Genomic DNA, 6,207 nt, shown 5'->3' with positions numbered 1-6,207 from the left:
GCACCCAATTTAGGTTAGCGTTCTGAACAAACGCTAATTCTGAGTGGAGCGGTAGTTCAGTTGGTTAGAATACCGGCCTGTCACGCCGGGGGTCGCGGGTTCGAGTCCCGTCCGCTCCGCCACTCTTCAATAAGCCCAGTCGAAAGACTGGGCTTTTTTACATTTTACGCTCCCGAAAGTGCTACGCACTTTTTCGCGGGCCGGAATGCCGGACCATCGATTCCCGTCCGCTCCGCCACTCTTTAATAAGCCCAGTCGAAAGACTGGGCTTTTTTACATTTTACACTCCCGAAAGTGCTACGCACTTTTTCGCGAGCCGGAATGCCGGACCATCGATTCCCGTCCGCTCCGCTACTCTTTAAGAATCCCAGTCGAAAGACTGGGCTTTTTTACGTTTAAATACAATGTGTTCGCCCTGCGGTCGAATGTGTCCCGTGGATCGACAGCCCGGTAGCTCCGCCACTTATCTGACTCCTAAATTGAAAACAGCCGGTTTTTGCTCGTTTAAAGCTTTTCTGTTTGACCTCAGGCCAAGTGGATTCTGTAGATACGCTAGCCATACCTCTGCTCTATGGTCATTGTCAGAGATGCTTCCCTGCTTAGAAACCTTGTGTTCGTCACACCCATTTACAACTCTTTGAGATTAAGCAGTGATTGAAGCTTGAGTGAGACTGCTGGCTGTGAGAGGGTAGGCAGCATCTGAAAACTGTTGAGAATGCTGATGAAATTCTTTTTTGAACGAACTGAAACTGAGCGCGAGATTGCGATCACGCTGAAACCTCATTCACTGTATTTGATGTTGTTGATGCTGGCATTCTGGCTGGTTAATGACTTTGTCTTACAGTCATCGTCGATAGCACAGTTCATGATGCCGATTTTTATGGTGTTTATTGTGATTCGTTTCTTTTCGCTCATCCGGGTACAGAAAGAGGTTCTGGTTGCGATGAAGCAAGGCAAAGTGAAAACGCAGGGCAGCAAATTTTCATTTGCGAATCCGTTTACTTACACCATCTCGAAGTAATTCAAACTTTATTTCCCAAATGGAAAGAATCTCTGAAGCTAATGCTGCTTATTGTCTCTTCACATCCAGTGCATAATAAGGCATTGATGCGGAGGCGTAGGAGAAACAATGGCAGCATTTCAATGGAAACCTCTTTTACTGGCGTGCATGATCGTAAGTATCGGTCAGCTGAGCCTGGGTCTTATCTTCCCGTCTCTGCCATGGATCGCACAGGATCTTTCTTTATCGACTGAACAGGTACAACTTCTGGTTTCCGGCTACCTGTTAGGATTTGGCACTTCGCAACTCGTGTACGGACCACTGTCTGATGTGTTTGGGCGGCGGCCGGTACTGCTTTCTGGTCTATTGATTGCGCTGTTTGGCTTGTCGCTGGCGATTCTGCATGCTGAATCCTTCTCCTGGTTACTGGCCGGACGGGTGATTCAGGGGATGGGAGCCGGAAGTGTGGCTGTCATGGCCAGGGCGACAATCCGTGACAGTTATCAGAGTCATAACCTGGTGCGGGCCATGACCTGGCTGGCGATTGTCGCGGCACTGACGCCAATTGTTGCACCGGTCATTGGCGGAATGGTCAATCACTATGCCGGTTGGCTGGCTGTCTTTATACTGCTGCTGGGCTATATCGCTGTGATCTGGCTGGTTTTGTGCGTTAATTTCCCGGAAAGTTTATCAGTGACTTGCCGTGCGCCGTCAGTGATAACACTGATGAAGGACTATTCGTCGCTTGCGCGATCCAGCCATTTTCTCTCGTTTGCCGGTGTGGGTTGGGTGAATTTCTCACTGGTGGTTTTGTCCATCTCCCTGATGCCTTTCATCATGCAGGTACAAATTGGGATGACATCGGAAAAGTATGCGCTCTGGGCGATGATTCCGGCGTTCGGCCTGATGTGTGGCGGGCTGCTCTGCCAGCGGATACGCCCAAAAATTGGCACCCGACGTATGTTGCTGATCGCCCCTTGGCTGCACCTGCTGGCAGGAATGATTTATATTTTTTCGCCGGTAGAACCAGCGTGGATGATCGGTGGTAACTTTGTACTGGCCATGGCCAACGGGATCGCATTTCCGTGTGCTCAGTCTTTGTTGCTTGTGCCATATGGTGACAAAGCCGGCACTGTGTCTGCTTTGTCTGGAGCTTGCCAGATGGTGTTTGCTTCATTGTTCAGTAACACTTTGCTGAAAATCGGAATCAGTCAGCCGTGGCAACTGGGTGGCGTGATGCTGTTGGGAGCCGGGATCGGATTCGGGCTGGCATTTTTTGGGACGCAGACGGAAAGTGGTCGTCAGGCAGTGGCGACCCTTAACGGATAAACCATACTTAGAATCAGTGGGTTTACCGGAGAAGCGAACATGTGGGAATGTAACTGGCGCTCTTTAATCTGTGGATTACTGATTGCAGCCTGTGCGGCCTGTACGAGTCCTTATGAAGAAAACCTGGCGCACGACAGGCAATGGGACAAGCTCGGCAGCTATCATGGTGAGCAAGGCTACCGTGAGTGGGATGAAAAAGAACTCACCCGGCGTGGTGCGCTCAGTGAAACGGATTATGAAGCTTACCGGGCCGGTTACCTCAAAGGTCGATTCGAATATTGTAGCGAAAAACACACGGTAGATACGGTGATCAATCCCGGTTACCCCAACGATTGCCGGGAAGGTAAATCCAGCAGCAGTTACGGACTGGTTGAGCGGGGTTACTAGCGTCTGCTGTTTTTGTTTTGGATATCGGCTTGCTGACAACAATTCCCCAGCAAGCGGGAAAGAAAAAAGGCTGCCTGAATGGCAGCCTTTTGGCTATTTCACAGGGAGCACAATCAGTTATTGCTGTGCAGCTCGCTGTTCAGCTCAACCGCCGTTTTGTTGGTCAGGCACTCAATCTGGCCTGTAACAGAATTGCGGCGGAAAAGCAGATCCGGCTTACCGGCCAGATCACGTGCTTTCACGACTTCTACTTCCTGGCCGCTGGCATCCAGCATGCGCACTTTTGAACCTGCGGTCACGTACAGACCTGATTCGATGGTACAACGGTCACCCAGCGGGAAGCCCAGACCGGCATTTGCACCCAGCAGGCTGTTTTCACCGATAGATACAACGACTTTGCCGCCACCGGACAGCGTACCCATAATAGACGCACCACCGCCGATATCAGAGCCATTGCCGACAACCACACCAGCAGAAATACGGCCTTCAACCATGCTCACGCCGGTGGTACCTGCGTTGAAGTTGATAAAACCTTCATGCATCACGGTCGTGCCTTCACCCACGTGTGCACCCAGACGTACGCGAGACGTATCAGCGATACGCACGCCCGCTGGAACCACGTAATCAACCATTTTCGGGAACTTGTCGACACAGTCAACCGTCAGCACTTCACCGTTCAGGCGTGCTTCCATTTGGCGGTCAGCCAGCTCTGGCAGATCGATTGGCCCCTGGTTTGTCCAGGCGATGTTGTGCAGTAGACCAAAAATACCGTCCAGTACCAGTCCGTGTGGCAGAACCAGACGATGAGAGATCAGTTGAAGTTTCAGGAAACCTTCGGCTACTGAGGCTGGCGCTTCATCGCTTGCCAGTAACACAAGTACTAGAGGCTGCGCAGACTCAGCCGCTTTCGTCGCGAACTGAGCGCTGGCTGCTTCCCCTGCCGCTGCAAATGCAGCCGCAAGATCCGTACATTGGGCCGCTGTGACTTCAATGGCCTGATTACCTTCTTTGTACTCAACGACCGCTGCAATTGCGCTGACCAGCGCATCAGCCGGATTCAGAATTGGGGTTGGGAAGAAAGCTTCGATGATTTTGTTATCGCGGTTTTTGGTCGCAGTACCTAGGGCGAGTGCAAAGCTGGCCATGATTGATCGTTCTCCATGTGAAATGATTGAGCCCGGTCCGGCAGTACCGTCAGGTTCCCGCTACTGGGGCTCAATAAGAAAATGCATAAAACCCATCATAATGACACTTGTCACGATATTGAAGACCTAACCGAAGATTCGGGTAAAAATGACCAAATATTTGCCGGTAGCCGGGGTGGAGAGTCAGTTGCCGGGTGGCAGCGGGGAATGAACTTGCATAAAAAAACCTCCAGGAAGGAGGTTTATTCGAAAATGCGCCTGTGAAAACAGAAATTATGCAGCTAGCTTAAGCCGCTTCGTCAGCATCTTCCTGGTCGGAATCTGCATCAGCAACGATTTCCGGTTTAGTGGCTTTCTTTTTTGGAGCGGGTTTCTTTTTCGCCCCCAGTGCAACCAGCACTTCTTCGCGTTTCTGCGCCAGGAACAGTGATAGTTCTTCCTGTTTGGCTTCATCTTCGAACAGCTCGCTTTCACCCAGTAAAGCAAACATATCGTCAGCCATATCCAGCATCTTGTCGTATGCGTCGGCTTCGGACTTAGAGGTGAAAGTCATCTTTTCTTCTCCGTTGCGCTCAACCACATATTTGACGATAACAGCCATGGTCACCCTCTCCGAAATTGATTTACTGGCTGTTTATACAGTAGCATGGTAGGCATTGTCCAGTGATAAGCGTGTGAATGTGATGGCGAGAGAAAAATTTGCCCAGATCTATGCCAGGGCGGCAGAGCGAAAAGGTGGGGATGCGGCGCTGGAGAGTTTGCTGACAACTCCCCTGACAAATGAACAACTTAAGCAAATCAGCGATGACCGCTGGTTATCTGCTTTTTCGCAAAAGGTGTTCCAGTCAGGCATGAGCTGGAAAGTGGTACGTAGCAAATGGCCGAACTTTGAAGAGGTTTTCTTTGGCTTCGATATTGAGAAAATGCTGCTGATGCCGACGGATATGTGGGAGCGAAAAGCCACAGACCCGGCCATTATTCGCCATTTGGGGAAGGTTATGACCATTCCGGCCAATGCCCATATGATCCACGACGCGGCGACGGAGCATGGCTCTTTTGCGGCCATGGTGGCGGACTGGCCAGCCAGTGACATTGTGAGCCTGTGGCAATACCTCAAAAAGCATGGTCAGCGGCTCGGCGGTAATACCGGCCCGTACACGCTGCGGATCATGGGGAAAGACACTTTTATCATCAGTCAGGATGTTGAGGCATACCTGCGCCAGACAGGGGTCATTGATGGTGGCCGCGATACCCGTAAATCGCTGACCGCGACTCAGGAGGCTTTTACCGCCTGGCAGCAAGAATCAGGCCGACCGCTGTGCCAGATCAGCCAAGTGATTGCGTTTAGCTCAGGTGATAACCGGGTCTGATACTTTGTCTGGCCAGCGCTGACAAAACGCCAGAAACAGTTTCAGCAGCGGGCTTTGGTATTTTTCCCGGTGGTAGAGCAGCCAGTACTGGCGCTGCATATCCAGTGGCAGGTCGAGAATCACCAGGCGCTGATCTTTTACGGCGTGAGACACGGCCCGGCGAGATAGGCAGGTAATGCCCAGTCCGGCTGCGGCACAGTTAATGATGGCTTCGGTATTGTTCAGCTCAAAGGCCTGGTGCCAATGCTCTAATCGCGGCGACAGGCGGCTGAGAAAATATTCCCGGGTGCCGGAGCCCGGCTCGCGCAGGATCCAGTGGCTGTGCTCCAGGTCAGCTAATGTCAGCGACGGGCTCTGTGCCAACGGGTGGGCAGGGTGGCAGGCCACGACCATTTCATCGCCCAGCCAGGGAATAGCATGGAGCTCTTTGAGGTGCACCTTGCCTTCGACTAACCCGACATCGAGTTCAAACTCGGTCAGCATCTGGCAGATCTGCGCTGTGTTGGAAATAAAAAGCGACTGGTCTGTGTGGCCAGATTCGGCGCGGAAATCTCGCAGTAAAAACGGCGTCACCTGATTGCCGACGGTATCGCTTGAGCCGATTTTTAGCTTTCCGGTAACCGGCCCTTCCTGACAAAACAACTGCTCTATATCCTGACTGCGGGCCAGCAGTTCGTCCGCCAGCGGTAGCAAACGTCGTCCCTGATCGTTGATCAGCAATCGGTTATTGTTACGGTCAAAGAGTTTATGCCCCAGCTGTTTTTCCAGCTCTGACAGCGCCATGCTGACTGCGGGTTTGGATAAAAACAGTTTCTCCGCCGCGGCGGTGATAGTGAGTTCCTGGGCTACTGTCACAAACACTTTGAGCTGGCGCAGCGCAATGTTCATAAACCGTCCTGTTAAGTCATTCTTAAAATAAGATTCAATCCTTTCAAATATCCTAAACCTTTTTCCAGCGATACACTACGTCTGTTGT

At 51.6% G+C, this 6,207-nt stretch carries 7 protein-coding genes and 1 tRNA gene; 5 read left to right on the top strand and 3 right to left on the bottom strand.

Annotation, left to right across the window (positions count from 1 at the left end; genetic code table 11):
* The first annotated feature begins 45 nt into the window (after positions 1–45).
* The 4 genes from C9I92_RS24000 to C9I92_RS23985 all read left to right on the top strand — a co-directional run bounded on the left by C9I92_RS24000 (position 46) and on the right by C9I92_RS23985 (position 2,716).
* Positions 46–122: transfer RNA gene (locus tag C9I92_RS24000), tRNA-Asp, on the top strand.
* A gap of 599 nt (positions 123–721) precedes the next feature.
* Positions 722–1,021 carry a hypothetical protein gene (locus tag C9I92_RS23995; RefSeq protein WP_047883226.1) on the top strand — a complete coding sequence of 100 codons (300 nt, stop codon included), beginning with the start codon at positions 722–724 and terminating at the stop codon, positions 1,019–1,021.
* A gap of 108 nt (positions 1,022–1,129) precedes the next feature.
* Positions 1,130–2,329: a multidrug effflux MFS transporter gene (locus C9I92_RS23990; RefSeq protein WP_047883218.1), complete on the top strand. Its 1,200-nt coding sequence runs from the start codon at positions 1,130–1,132 to the stop codon at positions 2,327–2,329.
* Between the two features lie 39 nt (positions 2,330–2,368).
* Complete coding sequence (locus C9I92_RS23985) at positions 2,369–2,716, top strand: DUF2799 domain-containing protein (RefSeq protein WP_047883217.1); 348 nt, start codon at positions 2,369–2,371, stop codon at positions 2,714–2,716.
* A 113-nt stretch (positions 2,717–2,829) separates the two neighbouring features.
* Here the strand turns inward: C9I92_RS23985 and dapD are convergent, their stop codons facing one another.
* Together dapD and C9I92_RS23975 are read right to left on the bottom strand one after the other, a co-directional pair.
* The gene (dapD, locus tag C9I92_RS23980) at positions 2,830–3,861 is read right to left on the bottom strand and encodes a 2,3,4,5-tetrahydropyridine-2,6-dicarboxylate N-succinyltransferase (protein ID WP_047883216.1); all 1,032 of its coding nucleotides are present in this window, start codon (positions 3,859–3,861) and stop codon (positions 2,830–2,832) included.
* A 286-nt stretch (positions 3,862–4,147) separates the two neighbouring features.
* A complete protein-coding gene (locus C9I92_RS23975; protein WP_047883215.1) occupies positions 4,148–4,462 on the bottom strand; it encodes a YebG family protein in 315 nt (104 codons plus the stop codon).
* 82 nt (positions 4,463–4,544) lie between these two features.
* On the opposite strand from C9I92_RS23975, the gene C9I92_RS23970 reads away from it, so the two are divergent.
* The gene (locus tag C9I92_RS23970) at positions 4,545–5,231 is read left to right on the top strand and encodes a DNA-3-methyladenine glycosylase I (protein ID WP_047883225.1); all 687 of its coding nucleotides are present in this window, start codon (positions 4,545–4,547) and stop codon (positions 5,229–5,231) included.
* Here the strand turns inward: C9I92_RS23970 and C9I92_RS23965 are convergent.
* On the bottom strand, positions 5,211–6,119 hold the full coding sequence (locus C9I92_RS23965; RefSeq protein WP_047883214.1) for a LysR substrate-binding domain-containing protein: 909 nt from the start codon (positions 6,117–6,119) through the stop codon (positions 5,211–5,213). The genes C9I92_RS23970 and C9I92_RS23965 overlap by 21 nt on opposite strands.
* Positions 6,120–6,207 lie beyond the last annotated feature (88 nt).

Origin of the sequence: Photobacterium ganghwense (genome assembly GCF_003025595.1) — a bacterium.
GTDB classification, from domain to species: Bacteria; Pseudomonadota; Gammaproteobacteria; order Enterobacterales; family Vibrionaceae; genus Photobacterium; species Photobacterium ganghwense.
The sequence above is the reverse complement of the archived record's forward strand: the minus strand, read 5'-3'. Positions and strand labels throughout refer to the sequence as shown.